Annotated in this window: 16 protein-coding genes and 1 pseudogene; 2 read left to right on the top strand and 15 right to left on the bottom strand. The window is 39.6% G+C overall.

Features of this window, described 5'->3' with window-relative positions; all coding sequences use genetic code 11:
- Positions 1-18: 18 nt before the first annotated feature.
- The 15 genes and pseudogenes from DW793_RS05555 to DW793_RS05490 all read right to left on the bottom strand — a co-directional run bounded on the left by DW793_RS05555 (position 19) and on the right by DW793_RS05490 (position 14,268).
- A complete protein-coding gene (locus DW793_RS05555) occupies positions 19-939 on the bottom strand; it encodes a TFIIB-type zinc finger domain-containing protein (protein ID WP_117864402.1) in 921 nt (306 codons plus the stop codon).
- 30 nt (positions 940-969) lie between these two features.
- Complete coding sequence (locus tag DW793_RS05550) at positions 970-1,431, bottom strand: hypothetical protein (protein WP_118157303.1); 462 nt, start codon at positions 1,429-1,431, stop codon at positions 970-972.
- A gap of 290 nt (positions 1,432-1,721) precedes the next feature.
- Positions 1,722-3,202 (bottom strand): annotated as a pseudogene (locus DW793_RS05545) (aldehyde dehydrogenase family protein).
- A 23-nt stretch (positions 3,203-3,225) separates the two neighbouring features.
- Complete coding sequence (locus DW793_RS05540) at positions 3,226-4,356, bottom strand: iron-containing alcohol dehydrogenase (RefSeq protein WP_118157302.1); 1,131 nt, start codon at positions 4,354-4,356, stop codon at positions 3,226-3,228.
- Between the two features lie 28 nt (positions 4,357-4,384).
- Positions 4,385-5,749 carry an aspartate aminotransferase family protein gene (locus tag DW793_RS05535; protein WP_118157301.1) on the bottom strand — a complete coding sequence of 455 codons (1,365 nt, stop codon included), beginning with the start codon at positions 5,747-5,749 and terminating at the stop codon, positions 4,385-4,387.
- A 125-nt stretch (positions 5,750-5,874) separates the two neighbouring features.
- A complete protein-coding gene (locus tag DW793_RS05530; RefSeq protein ID WP_118157300.1) occupies positions 5,875-7,071 on the bottom strand; it encodes a PucR family transcriptional regulator in 1,197 nt (398 codons plus the stop codon).
- Between the two features lie 63 nt (positions 7,072-7,134).
- Positions 7,135-8,037 (bottom strand): agmatinase, encoded by a 903-nt coding sequence (gene speB / locus DW793_RS05525; protein WP_118157299.1) that lies wholly within the window; start codon positions 8,035-8,037, stop codon positions 7,135-7,137.
- 19 nt (positions 8,038-8,056) lie between these two features.
- On the bottom strand, positions 8,057-8,719 hold the full coding sequence (locus DW793_RS05520; RefSeq protein WP_118157298.1) for a cyclase family protein: 663 nt from the start codon (positions 8,717-8,719) through the stop codon (positions 8,057-8,059).
- Between the two features lie 15 nt (positions 8,720-8,734).
- On the bottom strand, positions 8,735-10,057 hold the full coding sequence (locus DW793_RS05515; protein WP_118157297.1) for a M28 family metallopeptidase: 1,323 nt from the start codon (positions 10,055-10,057) through the stop codon (positions 8,735-8,737).
- Positions 10,058-10,071: 14 nt separating this feature from the next.
- A complete protein-coding gene (locus tag DW793_RS05510; protein ID WP_117939703.1) occupies positions 10,072-11,145 on the bottom strand; it encodes an ABC transporter substrate-binding protein in 1,074 nt (357 codons plus the stop codon).
- 1 nt (position 11,146) lies between these two features.
- Positions 11,147-11,926, bottom strand: a complete 780-nt coding sequence (locus tag DW793_RS05505) for an ABC transporter permease (RefSeq protein WP_118157296.1) — start codon at positions 11,924-11,926, stop codon at positions 11,147-11,149.
- The gene (locus DW793_RS05500) at positions 11,927-12,499 is read right to left on the bottom strand and encodes an ABC transporter permease (RefSeq protein ID WP_181988301.1); all 573 of its coding nucleotides are present in this window, start codon (positions 12,497-12,499) and stop codon (positions 11,927-11,929) included.
- Complete coding sequence (locus tag DW793_RS14435; RefSeq protein WP_147342161.1) at positions 12,460-12,789, bottom strand: hypothetical protein; 330 nt, start codon at positions 12,787-12,789, stop codon at positions 12,460-12,462. The genes DW793_RS05500 and DW793_RS14435 overlap by 40 nt, the downstream gene beginning before the upstream one ends.
- Complete coding sequence (locus tag DW793_RS05495; RefSeq protein ID WP_118157294.1) at positions 12,790-13,911, bottom strand: ABC transporter ATP-binding protein; 1,122 nt, start codon at positions 13,909-13,911, stop codon at positions 12,790-12,792.
- A gap of 18 nt (positions 13,912-13,929) precedes the next feature.
- Positions 13,930-14,268: a P-II family nitrogen regulator gene (locus tag DW793_RS05490; protein WP_022288052.1), complete on the bottom strand. Its 339-nt coding sequence runs from the start codon at positions 14,266-14,268 to the stop codon at positions 13,930-13,932.
- A 296-nt stretch (positions 14,269-14,564) separates the two neighbouring features.
- Here DW793_RS05490 and DW793_RS05485 point away from each other — a divergent pair, with 296 nt between their 5' ends.
- Together DW793_RS05485 and DW793_RS05480 are read left to right on the top strand one after the other, a co-directional pair.
- On the top strand, positions 14,565-16,058 hold the full coding sequence (locus DW793_RS05485) for a M81 family metallopeptidase (protein WP_181988300.1): 1,494 nt from the start codon (positions 14,565-14,567) through the stop codon (positions 16,056-16,058).
- Positions 16,059-16,366: 308 nt separating this feature from the next.
- Positions 16,367-17,389 (top strand): glycoside hydrolase family 5 protein, encoded by a 1,023-nt coding sequence (locus DW793_RS05480; protein WP_118125406.1) that lies wholly within the window; start codon positions 16,367-16,369, stop codon positions 17,387-17,389.
- Positions 17,390-17,528 lie beyond the last annotated feature (139 nt).

Below are 17,528 nucleotides of genomic sequence, written 5' to 3'. Positions count from 1 at the left end.
AGCTTTTATTGTTCATTATCACATTGATTGGGAAATGTAGTATATAACTAATACGATTATCATTATTATTACGATTGCAGCGGCTATAATGGCATTTACTTCATTGGTTGTTCTTGGAAGTTCTTCAAGATCAGCTTCTAAATAATTAGGATCTAACTGTTTCAATTTTTCGTCAACTCTATTTATTGAATCAAGCCATTGCCTTTTATTTTTATAGTTATGGCGGTAGGACGTTTTTCGACATACAGAATATATATATGCATATTGTTGGCGTATGATTTTCCAAAGATATGTTGTCTTATATTTGTCCGGTATAGTATGTATGATATGTTCTATTGATTCGATCATTCCCAATGATAGTTCCACGAACATATCATAAGTGTATTCACTATCATTAGTTGTATAACTGCCATTCTTACCATATTCAGTCGTTGTATTCATTACAAATGAACTATTTAAAAAAGCAAGCAAATCAGAATTGATTCTTTGAATCAAAGCTTTGTTTTCTTCGTATTTTTTTGGTGAGCTATCATAATTGTCATCAATTACAGATATCGAATTTTTTAACACTTTAATTTTCTGTTCTCTTTTAAAGCGGTCAGAATCTACAAGTGCCATTCTTGCTTTTCCATAGCTGGAGTAAAAAATAGCCTCGATATTTGTTGGCTCATACTGTTCTACCATGTTATAGTATTTTTCACATTCTTCCCAATCTTCTTTAGCTTTTGCACGGCGTGCGTTTTCGAGGGAACGCTCTACAAAAGAGGTGTTATCGACTGTGACTTTACTTCCCGACACATCGACCTTGCCATTAACTTCGACAATAAGACGTTTAGCTTCTTCAGGTGAATATTTAGCACCGCAATACTGACAGATAAAGCAGCCGTCCTCTTTGACTAAATCATTGCTACCGCAAACTTCGCATACGATTTGTTTCATGCTTTACATCTTCTTCCTTAAATGATATATTTAGTATGGAATTTCAACCCAATCTTCTATTGCTTTGACTTCAACTTTTTGATTGTTACCACAATTTTGACATATAAATGATCCTCTATCACTCGAATATGTACCGTGAATACCGGACTGTACGGTTCCACAAGCCTCACATTTGTATGAATATGAACAACTTGAAAGATATCCTTTGTCGTTGTATTTAAGGTCAGTAATCACTGCACCTTGAATTGCACTGAATGACAGAATTTCATATGAGGTATATGTGCCATGTTCCTCTGTCGTTTGTGCATTTTGTTCGCTAACGGGTGATGTTTCTGTATTTTCTGTTTCATTTTCAACACTTGTGGTTATTTGTGAACTGGTGCTATAATCTTGGTTTGAGCTGTCTGCAACACTATTGTTTTCATTTCCTTTGCAAGAAGTCAATGCAATAGTTGCTAATAGCATTAGTGTTATAATAGCCTTATTTTTCATTTTTATACTACTTCCTTTCAACATATGCGTTGTTTTGCACTATTTTTCTCACAATGTCATTATACCACTTTATTTCCATGATTTGTTAAGCTAGCTGCTTAGGATAACGATTACATTTTGTAAACAAAGTGTAAACTTTGCAGATGTAAACGTTGATAGGGGGTGTTTTTGAAATAAGGAGTGGGGAGCGAGGGGTGTTATTTCAAAAAGTGGGGAGTTTTTGAAATAAGGGGGATAAAAAATTCCGCCGCAGGTCGTATTAATTCGTGACCTGCGGCGGTTTGTATAATCTAGTGGTTATACCACCCAAGAGGTGTACCAGATATATTTATGTTTATCTGCTTTGTTTCCTGATATTCATCAAGACCGCTTGTACCAAGTTCTCTGCCAATGCCACTCATTTTGTAGCCACCCCACGGGGCTTCTGAAAAGGCTGGGTTATAGCAGTTTATCCACGTTATACCTGCACGAACTTCTTTTATCACCCTTAGAGCTTTTGCGGTATCATTGCAGAAAACAGCACCTGCGAGTCCATAATCTGTATCATTTGCCAATTCTATTGCTTCTTCCTCTGTTTCAAAAGTCAGCACAGTAAGTATAGGACCAAATATTTCTTCACGAACTATTGACATATCAGAGGTGCAATCGTCAAATATGGCAGGCTTGATGAAATTTCCGTTGACAAGATCGTCATCTGTACATTTGTATCCACCGCAAAGAAGTTTTGCTCCCTCTGCCTTTCCTTTTTCAATATATCCAAGTACGTCCTGCATATGCTTTTTTGATATGAGCGGACCCATATCAGGGTTATCAAGAGGAGCGCCAAGGGTAAGCTTATCAGTTCTCTCGACAAGTTTTTTAGAAATTTATCCTTTATCGATTTTTCTATTATCAGCCTTGATCCTGCACAGCAGACTTCTCCTTGATTTAAAAATATACCCATCATTACCCATTCAACGGTCTTGTCGATATCCGTGTCTGCAAAGACGATATTAGGTGACTTTCCACCGAGTTCGAGCCCTATTTTTTTTACGTTGCCAGCAGCAGCCCGCATTATGCCTTGCCCAACGGATGTGCTGCCTGTGAATGTTATCATATCTACCTTTTTGCTTTCGGCTAAAAGATTTCCAACTGTGCTTCCTGAACCGATGACCAGATTTGCAGTGCCTTTTGGTATATCACATTTATCAAGTATCTCAAAAAGCTTCAATGCCGAAAGTACCGTTTCAGAGCTTGGCTTGAAAATTATACTGTTGCCAGCCGCAAGTGCAGGGGCTATTTTCCATACGCTCATCAAAAATGGAAAATTCCAAGGTGTAATAAGTGCGCAGACACCCACTGGTTCTTTCACTGTGTATGAGTGCATATTGCCGAAATTGCTGTTTACATTGTAAGTTTGACCGCTTGGTGTACGGATAAGCCCTGCATAATAACGGAAACAATGCACAGCATCGTCAACATCTGCCTGCGCTTCACGCAAGGGCTTGCCGTTGTCCATTGACTCTGTCTTAGCTATTTCATCAATCTCGCTCTCTATCATATCAGCGATCTTTAGAAGCTTGTCGCTTCGTTGCTGAACATCAAGATCACGCCATTCTCTGGTTTTGTAAAAGGAACGTGAGGCACTTTCTATTGCATATTCCACATCTTCCTTGCTGTTTTGCACTATCTCGCCTAACTCTTTGTTATTTGAAGGATCAACAGATCTCAGAACAATTCCCGAAGTGCCTTCAAACCATTCTCCGTTAATGTATGTTTTATATCTGCGCATAGAAAGAACTCCTTTGGCTTGATTTACAGTGACTTTAAATATAGATCTCTTATGTGTGACCTGTCAAATTTTACGGGATGATAGGATATACCTGCTGCTGAAACTTTCATACAGCTGTCTGTCAGCATATCGATATCACTTTCTTTTACTCCAAAATCTGATAACGTACAGGTAAGACGAAGTGAGTCGATAAATTTTGTTATCTGTTCTGCACAATCATTCTCATTATTGCCGCCTAACACTTTTGAAATAAATGCAAATTTCTGTGGGTCACCTTTTATGCTTGCTTCTGTTACTGCAGGGGTTATGGCTGCAAGACCTTTGCCGTGTACGGCATTCTTGAAACCGCTGACAGGGTGTTCCATACCATGTGCAAGTGTAACACCTGCGGTATTTATGACCATTCCCCCCATTGTGCTTGCAATACTTATCTTGTCCCAGTACTCTGGATTATTGTCACCCTTAAAAAGCTTTGGAAGATCATCTGCAATAAGCTTCATTGCCTTTTCGCACATAATATCCATAAAGGGTTGAGCAATGCGGCTTATATAGGCTTCCATACAGTGACAAAAGGCATCAAAACCGACACTTGCCAAAACATTTTTCGGCATAGTCATCATACATTCAGAATCAATGATAGACGCCTTTGCAACTATTGCATTGCATCTTAGTGATTTTTTATCTCCGTTTTCCGGGTTTGTTAATACAGCAAATCCGTTTCCCTCACTGCCTGTTCCGCAGGTCGTTGGGATAAGTATTATCGGCAGAGCTTTGCCGCTTTTCAGACGATTGAATATGTAGTCATTTATATCACCGTCATTTACTGCGATAAATGCTGCTGCCTTTGCACAATCCATAACGCTTCCGCCGCCGACGCCTATGACCATATCGCAGCCGTTGTCTTTTGCTATTCGTGCAGCTTGCTCAGCTGTCGTTGTAAGAGGATTTTGTGGTACTTTATCAAAAACAGTATATTCGATACCTGATTTTTTTAAGTGACTGCAAATTCGGTTAAGCAACCCAGAGCGCTTTGTGCTGCTTTTTCCTGTGACAACAAGTGCCTTTTTGCCGTGATCGCTTGCGATGATTCCAACAGAGCTGACTTTTCCTCTTCCAAAAACAATATTTACAGGCAGGTAGTAATTAAAATCCATACTCACGTTTAATACCTCTTTTCTTGTATTATTTATCAGACTTTGCTTTTACCAAAGCGGTCTCAAATATCTTAAAGCCTTTTTCAAGTTGTTCGTCTGTTACACACAGAGGGACAAGAAATCTTATAACGTTTCCGTGTGTGCCAGCATTTTCAAGCATAAGTCCCATTTGAAGGGCGTTCTGTATCACCTTAGAAACAAGTTCGCCGTTTGGTTCTTTTTCTGCTTTAGTCTTTACAAATTCCACGCCAAGCATCGAACCAAGACCTCTTACATCTCCTACCTCTTCATATTTTTCTTTAAGACCGCTGAAAAATATAGTTGCCTTTTTACCTATTTCTTCAGCCTTGCCTGCATAATCTTCTTCCAGCATTATATCCATTACCTTGAGTGCAGAAGCACAGGCAAGAGGATTTCCGCAATATGTTCCGCCAATAGTTCCCACAGGTACTGAATCCATAATTTCCTCACGGGCGGTTATTGCATTTATTGGAACGCCGCCGCCAAGAGATTTTGCTGTTGCTATAATATCTGGTGCAGCACCTGCTTCCTTCCAATATTCTGAGGCATAGTATCTGCCACTTCGACAGTTTCCACACTGTACTTCATCAGCAATAAGTAAAATACCATTATCGTCGCATATCTTTCTGACGGCTTTTACCCATTCGATAGGTGCGGGGACAAAACCACCCTCTCCTTGAACAGGTTCAACTATCATTGCTGCAATATCACTGGCAGGTGCAGCTTCATCAAAAAGAGTGTTGAGTTTATCTAGGTAATATGCTATCGCTTCTTGTTCAGAATATCCTTTTGGTGCATGATAAAGGTAAGGGAACTCAGCTCTGTAAATATCAGACGGGAAAGGACCCATTCCCTTTGCATAAGATTTTTTTGCTGTAAGAGCCATTGTAAGATTTGTTCTTCCGTGGAATGCACCAGAGAAGCAGATGATGCCTTTTCTTCCTGTATATGCTTTGGCTATCTTTACTGCATTCTCATCTGCCTCTGCACCGCTGTTTGCAAAGAATGTTTTCAGTTTATCACCTTTGCATGGCATAAGTTTGTTGAGCCTATCAGCAAGTTCAATGTAACCACTGTGTGCCACCACATTGAAAATGCAGTGAAAATATTTTTCTGCCTGATCTTGAACAGCTTTCACGACCTCAGGTCTGCTGTAGCCGATGTTGAGAACGCCGACACCTCCGATAAAATCAAGAAAGATGTTTCCGTCAACATCTTCGAGCATTGCGCCCTCTCCACGCTTGATACATATAGGATATGTATAGCCACAGAGCGCTTTAGGCAGTGCGTTGTCCCTTTTTTTCAAAAGTACACAGGCATTTGGTCCTGGAACCTTATCTGTAATTATAGTTGGCAATGAATTTCTTAGCATTATAAAGTCACTCCTGTTCTTTTATTACGGAAAGTTTTTTCCTTTGATATAATTATAAGAAAAAAACAGTATAACAGCAATGTGTTGTCTTTATAATCTTTATTGTGGTGTATGCACACAATAAATTATGACTGATCTTTTTGACTTTCACGATAGTTTTTGATCTCAAACGCCATTTTAAGTTCAAGATAGACGTCAAGATCATCAAGTTCGCAGCAAAGTATCTTTTTGATCTTATCCATACGATAGCGCATTGTATTTCTGTGGATAAACAGGTGCTCTGCTGCTGCGGCAGCGTTGCAGTTATGATCAAGATAGGCTTCAAGCGTTTTGCAAAGGTCGCCCTCCTGCAAAACATCAGATTGTATCAGTTTGCCTATATGATTATTTACATATTCATCAAGAAACTTATCATTTTTTATCTGCGCGATAAGCGAGTAGATACCGAGATTATCGTAAAAGAATACTTTCTGACTTTTACTTTCAGAGTGTGATATTTTAATGGAGTTCAGAGCTTCCTGAAAGCTTTTCTTTAATTCCGATATGTATTCATATGCAGATCCTATCCCTGCCTTTGCGTCAATGCCGTAGTAAGAACTAATGTGGTCTATTATCCTTGTGAGTATATTGGAGAGCAGATCGCGGCTAAATAACTCCGAGGGGATAAGCATTATGCCTGTATCTATTTGCCAGAGCATCAGCATTTTTTGCAAACCATAGTTTTTAAATTCATATCTGATATATCTTTGCAGATTTTCATAAGAGTCCTGAAGTTTGTTGTTTTTGTTTAACTTCAGCACGACTATATGATTTTTATCCGATATACTAGTGCCTAGATAGCCTGCCCGTATCTTTATATCAGCGTCATTTATATTAGAGGAATAAATTATTGCAGCAAGAAGCTGATCTATCGAGTTTGTGTTGCTTTCTTCTTCCACCAATGCCTTGCATACGATCTGTGAAAGATCAATGAGGTGCAGATCATAGGACAGTTCAAACAGAGGTAGTTCGTTGTCATTGCAGTATTCGGTCAGCATAGGTGATATCTGTCCGACATTTATAACAAGCCCAGCTATATTCTTTTGGTTCATTTCCACAATCATACTGAGCATTTTGTCATCATTGTCTGTAAGTGCTGCATTTGTGACAATAACAAGTTCTCCTCCGTGTATCAACTGTGAGACTTTAAAATCATCTGAAAGACATTGTGTACAATCGGCAAAATATATCCACCGTATGTTTCTGTACATTCCTGATCCACCCGCTATAAGCTTCATTCCTGAATATATTTTGGGTATGTTCATTAGATCTTCGCAGTTCATTTGTTATCACTCCTAAAAACACCTTTAGCCCATAGGTAAAACTATGGGCTGGAGATGCGAGATTTATTCTTTATTATACATAAGATACATAAGGTCCTGTGCGATCGTTGCCGCCGCAAGTGCGGTGATCTCGCTGTGGTCATATGCGGGAAGCACCTCTACAAGATCTGCTGCTACAACATTGATACCACGCAGTTCGTAAAGTAGTTGCCTTGCCTGAGCTGAGGTAGGACCGCCGATAACAGGCGTACCTGTACCTGGTGCAGCCGAGGGATCGAGAGCATCGATATCAAAGGTTATGTATACAGGCATATCGCCCACAATGGCTTTCAACTGTCTAGCTAGCTCTTTCATATCCATATTTACAGCGTCCATAGCATAGAAAATATTATATCCACATTTAGTCATTTCAGTTCTTATAAAAACCTGCGCCGAATGTGACGGGTCGATACACCCCTCAGCCTGTAAGTCATATGCGAAGTTTGCGTGGGATACATTTCCATCAGTGGACGGAGTGCTGTCCTGATGAGAGTCAAAATGCAGCAGAGCAAGTTTTCCAAACTTTTCGCTTGCAGCTCTGACCATACCATATGGAATAGTGTGGTCTCCGCCAAGGGTAAGAAGTTTGCTGCCAGATTCAAAAACTTTTTTGGCAGTATTATACGTTTCCTCAAGCATTACCTTCGTTGTATTTGCACCCACATAGTATCCTACATCGCCGTAATCAACGATCTTTGCTTTATCGCTGAGTTTGTAGCTCCATGGATAGGCAAAGCAGTTTGTGAGCTGACTCATATTTCTTATAGCTCTTGGTCCAAGTCTTGCACCTGGACGATTTGTAACACCACTATCGAAAGGTACACCCATTATAGTTATGTCAGCACATTCAGTATCCTGTGTGTACGGATAAAGATTAAAACTTGGTATTCCTGCATAATGCAGATGTTTCTGAATTTCATATTCCATAATAAATAGCTCCTTTATCTTAAAATGTTATTGCGGTTGCACGGCAGGGACTTCCTTCACCGTTATGCAGTTTTAGTGGAAAGGCTGTAAAAAAGAACTTTTCAGGCAGAGATGATAAATTTACAAGACCAAGTATTATCGGTATCCCTGCTTCTGAAAACTTATAGTCGGGAAGAACGAGGTCAGCTCCTACTGATGAGATCCCGTCATTCGGATCGCCTATCATAGGGCTGTCCATTCCCACGAGTTTTATTCCCTTTGATACAAGATATTCTGCCGCAGGTACTGTAATATATGGGCTTTCAGATACATATTCTTTTTTGTTCCAAAAGCTATCCCAATTTGTTCGGATAATACATATCTCGTCTTTTTCAAGACCATCAGCACCTGCTGCTTTTAGTCTTTTCACTGTTATCTCTTTGCTTTCTGAGAACGGCAGGTAAAGTAACCGAGCGTTACCTGCGAATTTCTCAATAGGGGTCTCGCTTATTCCCTGTGCATTTTCGCTCCAATGAGCGCTGTTTTCTATGTGAGTGCCTGTGTGGGCTGTCAGTGTATATTCTCTTGCAATATAGCCATTTTTATCGACACACGCAAGATCTTTTACGCTGTATGGCGTATATGGCTCACCATAATACCACATTTTTTCTGTATATTCGCCGCTCAGATCAATTATTTTCATAACATATGCCCCCTGTCAGAAATCCCAGCCATATCGTGTGGCATATATATCAAGCTGTTTTTCAATATCATCAGTGTATCCCTGAGGTATTTTTTCAAGGCTGTCAAGATAGTTTATAAGCTCACTTGAGAAATCAATAGGCTGATCAAAGCCCCTTTTGTCAATGTTTTTCATATCATCAGCAGGCGTATGTCCCCATACGAATCCACCGTTTGACATAGTAAGACTAGGGATTTTGTTTGATGTGAGATTTAGTGTGTCACAGGGAACAGGTCCGGAAAAAATGTCCAACGTTGAGCCGCACTTTTCAAATATTTTTTCAAATATCGCTTCAAAGTCTTTTACGCCTGCATAGGTTATGGAATAAGGCGTTGTCATTCCAATGATATCGTAATTGATATTATATTTTATACGTTTGTAAATGTCCTGGTTTTGCTGCAAAAAGTATTTGCTTCCGTGCAGACCAGGTTCGTGACCCGACCAGCAGGCAAAATACAAGGTCCTATGTGTTCTGACGCCCTTGTCGGATAGAGCCTTGTATTTTTCTGCTAATGCCATAACAGTGCCTATTGCACCTGCATCATCAACAGCACCTTTGCTGCTGACTGCCGAGTCAAGATGACCTGAGATCAAGATCACTTCATCTTGCTTGTCTGTACCCTCTATCACACCTATCGTATTGGTGCTTTCTTTTTTCTGAACCTGAGTTTTTAATTCAACGTGCAGTATGACCTTATCATTTTGGCTGAACAGTTTATTCACATCATTTTTGTTCATTATGAATGACGGCAGCATATACTGTGCTTCTCTGTATTCAAAATTTGAATACACATATGGTATGCCTTGCTGTGACTCGTCTGTTGTGAATATTACGGCAGCGGGCTTATATTTTTCAAGTACCTTGTAGGTATCTATATCTGGGTAATCCATAAGAACGCTTCGCTCTATAACTACGATCTTTCCTTTGATATCTGTTTTTATACACTTGTCACTGATAGGATAGATCTCGCCGATAACACCCATTTTCTTGACGTCTGAATGTATAAGTACAGCTTCCGCTGTTAAGCCACCCTCTGGTGTATCTGTGCAGAAGCACACATTAGTATGTGGCAGAGGTGTGATCTGCTTGTTTGAGATCAACTCAACAACGCTTTTTTCAGTGCTGCAAACAGGTACTTGAAAATGATGCTGGATATATTTCATGCCGAGAGATCTGAACACTTCGACAGCGTGTTCTGCTGCCTTGTTCATCTGTGCAGTGCCTGCGATACGCTCTCCGCATTCTTCAACAAAAAAACGTGTATGTTTGTATGCTATCTCAGAATAGTCTTTGCTCATTATAGGATCACTCCTTAGTTTGACATGATCTTATTCCATTGTTCATCATATGCGGAAAGTGCGTCAGTAGGGACGTCCGAATTGAGAATGTATGATTTTTTATCATCAGGGATCTCAAACATACCTTCTATTTTCTTATAATCATCGGAAACATAATTCAGCGCTTCCTCATTATTTGATATAGCAGGGTATGTATTCAGACAATCTGCATAATTTTTAGGGTCGCATACATAATCAATGAATTTTTCGGCGTTCTTGCTGTTAGGTGACTGTTTTCCAATGACCCAATACTGTGTGCATTGCATAAATGTCTGGTCTTCTACCTTGAGGTAATCAAGATCAGGGTCATCAAGAAGCGCTCTTGAAGCGTCACTTGCAAATGTAAGAGCAACACTGCATTCGCCGTTTTTCACAGAAGAACTTGGTGTTGCGCCGTCGAACACCTTTACGTTCGCAGTAAGCTTCTTGACCCATTCTGTTGCTTCAGCAATCTCCTTTTCGTCTGTAGAGGAGTCTGAATATCCAAGGTGCATAAGTGCTGACGGATACCACATGAAAGAATAAGGCATTGTAACGATCTGACCACGAAGCTTTTCATCAAGAAGATCATCCATTTTTGTGATAGTGACAGGACAGGTCTTTGTGTTGTATATCCAAGTGTAACCGCCGGTGGTGTTATATGGAATAGAGTACTTCTTGTCATTGTCATTCAGTGAGATATCACATTTATCTGTGGAAATATATTTGCTGTTTGGAATATCTTCATAGCTTATTTCTTGAAGCATATCTGCATCGATAAGTGCATGCAGAGTAGAAATAGCAGGCTGACCAATATCATAACCCTTGGGATCTTCTGACCACTTGGTATAGATGAGAGTATCATTGTCAACATAGTCGATATTACACTTTATGCCTGTTTCTTTTTCAAAGCTGTCAATGACAGATTGAGGGACATAGTCAGGGTAGAGAATCATATTAAGTTCTTTTGTGTCGCCTTTGCTGCCTGAATTGTTTCCACAGGAAGCCAGTCCGGTTGTTGCCGCCAATACCAATGCTGCTGTCAACGCCAGAAATTTTCTTCTTTTCATTTTACTTTCCTCTTTTCTTTTTTATTGCAATAGCCGCGGTAGCTATAAGCATTACCGCAAGTATTATGGTGAACAATGCGTTATATTCAGGTGAGATACCTACCTTCAGATTTGAGTATATTTTTACAGGAAGTGTGGTATATCCCGTGTTGCTGAGAAAATTTGATACGATAAGATCGTCAAATGACAGCGAGAATGCCATAAGTCCGCCAGTAAAAATACCTGGAAGTATCATAGGACAGATGATGTGTATGAATGTATATATCTGGTTTGCACCAAGGTCAAGTGAAGCTTCTATAGAAACATCATAGTCTGCAAATCTTGACTTGAGCGTAACAATAATATACGGAAGAATGAATATAGTATGCGCACATACCATAACCCCAAAGCCTTTTGATATGCCAGCTGCACCTGTAAGCCCAAGAAATGCTACCGCTATAACTATTTCTGGGATCACCATAGGTACAAAAACCATAAAATTCAGAAACGAACGGCCCTTGAATTTAAGCCTGCAAAGCGCATATGCACCAAGGGTGCCGATAAAGATAGCGGCAAGCGTACTTACTACTGCCAGTGTAAGTGAGTTTATAAGTACTTGGATCATTTCACTATCAGAAAACAGTTTGCTGTAATAATCAAGCGTGAAGCTTTCCCAATGCTGATTTGAAGACAGGCTGTTGAATGAAAATGCGACCATAACTATTACAGGGATAAATACAAACACATATATCAGCATCACATAAGCATTCGTTATTTTATTTACAAGTTTGCTGTTTTTCATTTACATCGCCCCCAAATCATCAAGGTTTCCTATCCTACTGTAAAGATAAAGCATAAGCAGAATGAATATTACAACGCACACTGAGAGTGCTGCACCGAGAGGCCAGTTCCTTGCACTGAGAAATTGGTTGCATATAATGTTACCTATCATATATACTGTTCCACCGCCGATAACATCTGTAATAAAATATGTGCCTATAGCAGGAACAAAAAGAATGATAAATGCTGCGATTATTCCCGGAAAAGTCATAGGGAGAATTACCTTTATGAAGGTCTTTATCTTGCCTGCTCCAAGGTCATAAGACGCCTCGATAGTTGCTTCGTCAAGTTTTTCTATAGATGAATATAACGGCATTACTGCAAACGGCAGAAGATATTGTACAAGCCCAATTGTGATCGAGCCGTTTGTATAAAGCATCTGCAAAGGTGAGCTTATGATATGAAGCTTCATAAGAGCAGTATTTATCAAGCCAGATGAATTAAACATTATAACAAGGCTATATAGTCTTGCAAGGCTACTGGTGTAAACAGGTATCATGAGCAGAAACATAAGCAGCTTGCCTGATTTTTCCACTTTCTTGCCACAATAAAGGTAAATGGATATCCAAGCAATATGCATAATACAGAGCTTTTAAGAGCCATACATATTGATCTTCCTACGGCTTTGAGATAAGTAAAATCTGCAAGAGACTCATAAGCGTCAACTGTAAATCTTTTGATAGTGCCGCCGTATGCGCCACGTCCCATAAAACTCATTGCTCCAACATATAAAAGTGGAAGTACCACCAGCAGCAGAAGTGCCAAAGTTAGTGGGAGAATATATACAAGTGCCGTGAAATTGAACCTGCTGCGTGATGTTGTCATTTACTGCACCCCCCGCAATGTGTCAAAATTTTCGGCCATAGGGCCTGTCGGATTTTTGATCATTACAGCGTCCTTTGCGTCCCATTCAAGATATACCTTGTCACCGATATTTATATCGTTGTAGGAAGCAATGTCTGCAACTTTTATCTCGTGTCCGTTAGAAAGCACGGCAATATGTTTCATCATATTGCCAGTAAATATCTGCTCCTTTATCTCGGCTGGCAGTGAATTGCCGCTTCCTGCTTTTCTTGTGATCCGTACTTTTTCTGGACGAATGCAAACATATACCATTTGTCCTGCAACATAACCATCACCGCTGCACAGGATGTTTCCACTTTCGATCGCAACTGTGCAGTTGTCGCTATTTCTGTCCTTTACTACGCCCTCGAAGATATTTGACTCACCGATAAATTCTGCAACATATTTTGTTTTTGGCTTCATATAAAGTTCCTTTGGGGAACAGACCTGTTCAAGTATGCCCTTGTGCATTACAGCAATCCTGTCACTCATCGTCAGAGCCTCTTCCTGATCGTGAGTGATGTATATAAATGTTATGCCAAGCTTTTTCTGCATTGTTTTCAATTCCATCTGCATCTGCTTTCTGAGATTAAGGTCAAGAGCCCCCAATGGTTCGTCAAGCAACAATACCTTTGGATTATTGATGAGTGCTCTTGCAATAGATACACGCTGTTTTTGTCCGCCTGAAAGCTGAGCAGGCTTCCTTTTTTCATATCCGTCTAACCTGATAAGCGAAAGCATATGTGAAACACTTTTGTGTATCTCTGCTTTGGAAACTTTTTTTAATTTCAGACCATATGCAATGTTGTCATAAACGCTAAGATGAGGAAACAAAGCATAACTTTGAAAAGCCGTATTTACTTGCCTTTTATAAGGCGGAACACCTATCACGGAGCTGCCGTCGATACAAATATCGCCGGAGGAAACGTCCTCAAAGCCAGCTATCATACGCAGCGTGGTGGTTTTGCCACAGCCAGAAGCTCCAAGAATAGTCAAAAACTCGCCCTCATAAATATCCAGATCAATATTCTTGACGACCTTGACATCATTGTCATATGTTTTTGATATGCCTTTTAAGGACACTATTACTTTTTTCTCTTTCATAGTTACCTCTCTTACTGCTTACAAAGCATTTTCTCCACATTCTCCTGTACGGATTCTCATGGCATCTTCGATGTTAGATACAAATACCTTGCCATCGCCGTGTGTTCCTGTACCAATCTCATTGTAGATGTCGTTCATAATGAGCTTTAGCTCACTGTCTTTTACAACTGTCATAACATATATCTTAGGGAGAAGATTAGTTGCAACATCATCATTTTCAGCTTTGCTGATATGACCTTTCTGACGTCCACAACCCATTACTGAATAAACGGTGAGACCAAGGCAATTGTGATTGACAAGGATCTTCTTGATAATCTCTAGCTTTTCCGTTCTTGTGATAATTTCGATTTTTTTCATGTAATCCAACCTCCTGAATAAAAAAGACGCCATTTGCCTTTAAAAAGGAAATAACGTCTTTGTTCTTTGAAATATTCTGTTTTGTCTTTCTATGACCTAAGTATATCACAATAAACAAGATTAATCAAGTTGTGCAAGTTACAAATAATGTTGTTGTGAGTGCACAATAATCAGTAATTGTGCAAAGAACACAGAGACAATTGTGGTGTTATGACCTTGAAATCTCTTTTATAATTTAATATAATTTTTATAAGGTAATGTTAAACCCTTAATAATGACTATTGGAGATGATTTTTATGAGAGCGGCGGTAGGCGGCTTTTTTCACGAAACAAATACATTCTGTGCTATACGCACAGACCTTGACAGCTTTAAAGCTCGTGATTACATTGATACTGATGATGTTAAGGAGTTTACGGAGTATTTCAACGACGCTCGTGAGATAACGGGCTTTTTGAGGACATTGGCAAAGTATAATGATGATGTATTACCTCTGCCAGCTGCGTTTGCTACGCCGTCGGGACTTATTGAAAAAGATGTATATGTCGCTATAAAAGAGAGAATGCTTGAAAGGATCGCTTTTACTAAGCCTGATGTTGTGTTTCTCAATCTCCATGGTGCAGCAGTAGTTGAAGGCTTTGATGATTGTGAGGGGGACTTGCTCAGCTCAATCAAGGCACTTGTTGGAGAAGGTACGCCGATATATGCTGTACTTGACCTGCACGCAAATGTATCTCCTCTTATGGTGAAGAATGCAGACCTTCTTTTGGGTTATAATACAGAACCTCACGTTGATATAAGGAAACGTGAATCGGAATGTGTGGAGATATATCATAGACAGCTTGAAGAAGGCTTTGTAATGAAAACGGCATATGCTCAGCCACCGCTCCTTTTGCCTGCGATCAATACAGATACAAATGGTGGTGCTATGACGCCATTTATAGCCCAAGCTTTTGAATATGAGAAACAGGCGGGCGTTATCAATGTATCACCATTTGCAGGCTTTTATGGCTCTGACAAATATAATGCAGGTCCGTCTATTATTTGTACGGTGACAACAGATGTATCCGATGCACAGGCGATATGTAATGACATATCAAATATGTTTATAGACAGAAAAGATAGTTTCTTTGTGCACCTTGATCCACTTGACAAAATAATATGCACAATAAAGAGTGCACCTTCAAAGAAATATGCCGTTATCGATGAATGTGATGACCCGCTCGGCGGCGGTCCTGCTGATGGTACTTATATTCTTGATAAACTTATTGATGGCGGTATAAATAAAATAGGGGTATCAACTATCTGTGATAGAGAGATCACGGAAATGGCTTTTGCAGCAGGAGAGGGTGCTGTTATAAAGGGACTTCTTGGTGGAAAAACTGATAATAAGCACGGACGACCTTTACCGATAACGGCGGTGGTCACTAAACTCATTTGCAAACCAATACCAATGTGCGAAGCTAATGGTGAAGAATTTGCAGATTATGGGGAAACATATACTGATTATGGTCGCATAGCTGTTATTAGCACGGAACAAGCAGATATTGTTGTAACTGAAAATAAAGTTCCAACGGAGATGATAAATATTTTTAGACATCTTGACATTGACAGCAACAAATATTCAGTTCTCGTTCTCAAAGGCTTCGGCCATTCATACAAGGCAAATTTTAGCGACAAGGAATATGTATATTTTACAGCAGAGAGTATAGGTGTCAATAATCCTGACGTTACAAAAATCGGTGAATTTAAGAAGATAAGAAGACCTGTTTATCCGCTGGATATGAAATAGTATGTTAGCTATGTTTCAAGGTAATTAGATCACAGATAACTATAAAAGAAGTCACCGCCGCAGGTCGTATTAATTCGTGACCTGCAGCGGCCTTGCATTATTTTATGTACAGCCTATCCGCTAATCTGAGGAGTGCAATTATTTTTCGTGCAACATAATGCTCGTCAATAGTTGGAAATGTATGTTTAGAACGCCACAATAGCATTACGATTTTTACACGAATATTAAAATTATGATATAATTTTTGGCTATATAGTGCTACGATATAGTTGCAAACAAAACTAGAATCAGAAAGGACGGTTAAAAATATGAGAAGATTTAATGGCTATATGCACGGCATCGATATCGGAGGCTGGCTGTCACAATGCGATTACAGTAAGGAACATCTTGATAATTTTATCACTGAGGAGGACATCAAGCGTATAAAGGGCTGGGGCTGCGACCACGTTAGAGTGCCTGTTGATTATAATATCTTTCAGGACGAAAACGGCTTTATAGAGAGCGGCTTCGACTATGTTCAGAAGTGTATCGATTGGTGCGGAAATAACGGTATCAATATGATACTTGACCTCCATAAGACAATGGGCTTTTTCTTTGACAAGGCTCAGGCTGAAAGCGGATTCTTTGATAATGCTGAGCTTCAGCAGAAATTCTATGACCTTTGGGAAGAGTTTGCAAAGCGTTTCAGCAAATATTCTGACAGGGTCTCTTTTGAACTTCTCAATGAGGTAACTGACCCGAAATTCAGTGCAAAATGGAATGCTATCGTTGAAAATGCCATAAAGCTTATCAGAAAATACAGCTCTGATATAAATATCATTGTGGGCAGCTACTGGAACAACTCTATTGATTCAATGAAAGACCTTGATAAGCCTTATGACGAGCATATAGTTTATACTTTCCATTGCTATGACCCATTTCTTTTCACTCATCAGGCTGCCTATTGGGTAGATGAGATGCCGAGAGATTTCAGGATCGATTATCCTGGCAGCGTCCCAAAATACAGAAGTGAGATAAAGCGTCTTGGTCTTGAATATATGCAGACATACGAGGAGGTCAAGACAGAGAAATTTACGCCTGATTATTTTATGGGAAGATTTGCTGAGGCTGTAAGGGTCGCAGAGGAAAGAAATGTTCCTATGTATTGTGGCGAATACGGTGTTATAAATCTTGCATCTGCTGAAAATACTCTTAACTGGTACAAGGATATAAGCAGTGCCTTTGAGAAATGTTCTATCGGAAGAGCGGCTTGGTCATACAAGGGTGTTGACTATGGCTTTATTGACGGACATCTTGACGGCGTTCTTGATGAACTGGCAAAGTATCTTTAATAGATCATTTCTTAATATAACTCCATTTTTGGACAAGCTCGGTCACGTTTGCCGAGCTTGTTTTTTTTATGCTTAGTTTCATAAATTGATGTTTGCTCATAAAATTCTATTTACGATAATTATTTGATATAAATAATTA

The sequence above is a fragment of the Ruminococcus sp. AM31-15AC genome (assembly GCF_003462045.1).
Classification (GTDB): domain Bacteria; phylum Bacillota; class Clostridia; order Oscillospirales; family Ruminococcaceae; genus Hominimerdicola; species Hominimerdicola aceti.
Note: the sequence above shows the minus strand (reverse complement) of the source record. Positions and strands in the feature narration are given on the sequence as shown.

Excerpts from the sequence above, each read along its gene's own strand:
- speB (WP_118157299.1), bottom strand. The coding sequence starts at position 8,037 with ATGGAATATGAAATTCAGAAACATCTGCATTATGCAGGAATACCAAGT.
- DW793_RS05510 (WP_117939703.1), bottom strand. The coding sequence starts at position 11,145 with ATGAAAAGAAGAAAATTTCTGGCGTTGACAGCAGCATTGGTATTGGCG.
- DW793_RS05530 (WP_118157300.1), bottom strand. The coding sequence starts at position 7,071 with ATGAACTGCGAAGATCTAATGAACATACCCAAAATATATTCAGGAATG.
- DW793_RS05555 (WP_117864402.1), bottom strand. The coding sequence starts at position 939 with ATGAAACAAATCGTATGCGAAGTTTGCGGTAGCAATGATTTAGTCAAA.
- DW793_RS05480 (WP_118125406.1), top strand. The coding sequence starts at position 16,367 with ATGAGAAGATTTAATGGCTATATGCACGGCATCGATATCGGAGGCTGG.
- DW793_RS05490 (WP_022288052.1), bottom strand. The coding sequence starts at position 14,268 with ATGAAAAAAATCGAAATTATCACAAGAACGGAAAAGCTAGAGATTATC.
- DW793_RS05550 (WP_118157303.1), bottom strand. The coding sequence starts at position 1,431 with ATGAAAAATAAGGCTATTATAACACTAATGCTATTAGCAACTATTGCA.
- DW793_RS05505 (WP_118157296.1), bottom strand. The coding sequence starts at position 11,926 with ATGAAAAACAGCAAACTTGTAAATAAAATAACGAATGCTTATGTGATG.
- DW793_RS05520 (WP_118157298.1), bottom strand. The coding sequence starts at position 8,719 with ATGAAAATAATTGATCTGAGCGGCGAATATACAGAAAAAATGTGGTAT.
- DW793_RS14435 (WP_147342161.1), bottom strand. The coding sequence starts at position 12,789 with ATGACAACATCACGCAGCAGGTTCAATTTCACGGCACTTGTATATATT.
- DW793_RS05535 (WP_118157301.1), bottom strand. The coding sequence starts at position 5,749 with ATGCTAAGAAATTCATTGCCAACTATAATTACAGATAAGGTTCCAGGA.
- DW793_RS05495 (WP_118157294.1), bottom strand. The coding sequence starts at position 13,911 with ATGAAAGAGAAAAAAGTAATAGTGTCCTTAAAAGGCATATCAAAAACA.
- DW793_RS05540 (WP_118157302.1), bottom strand. The coding sequence starts at position 4,356 with ATGGATTTTAATTACTACCTGCCTGTAAATATTGTTTTTGGAAGAGGA.
- DW793_RS05485 (WP_181988300.1), top strand. The coding sequence starts at position 14,565 with ATGAGAGCGGCGGTAGGCGGCTTTTTTCACGAAACAAATACATTCTGT.
- DW793_RS05515 (WP_118157297.1), bottom strand. The coding sequence starts at position 10,057 with ATGAGCAAAGACTATTCTGAGATAGCATACAAACATACACGTTTTTTT.